This window comes from Nocardia thailandica NBRC 100428 (assembly GCF_000308795.1).
GTDB classification, from domain to species: domain Bacteria; phylum Actinomycetota; class Actinomycetes; order Mycobacteriales; family Mycobacteriaceae; genus Nocardia; species Nocardia thailandica.
The window spans coordinates 1-239 of the sequence record NZ_BAGK01000239.1 but is presented as its reverse complement, the minus strand read 5'-3'; the positions used below and the strand labels follow the sequence as shown (position 1 = coordinate 239).

Sequence of the window (239 nt, the reverse complement as noted above, 5' to 3'; positions counted from 1 at the left end):
TTGTTCTTGGAGAACGCGGAGATGGCGGCGTTGTAGCCGCCCAGGGTCGAGGCGCCGATGCCGGTGTTGCCGGGCAGCGGGGCGACGCCGAACTTGTCCTTGACGGCCGAGGAGTCCGAGCCCGCCTGGGCGTAGAGGTAGGGCCAGTTGCGCAGGAACAGCAGCTTGCCGGTCTCGAAGGCGTTGGCGCTCTCACCCTCCTTGAAGGTGATGGCCTCCTTCGGGATGTCGCCGTTCTT

The 239-nt window shown here is 66.1% G+C and carries 1 pseudogene; it reads right to left on the bottom strand.

The features are described from left to right. Window positions 1-239, bottom strand: a pseudogene (locus ON36_RS27665) (ABC transporter substrate-binding protein); the annotation flags it as partial.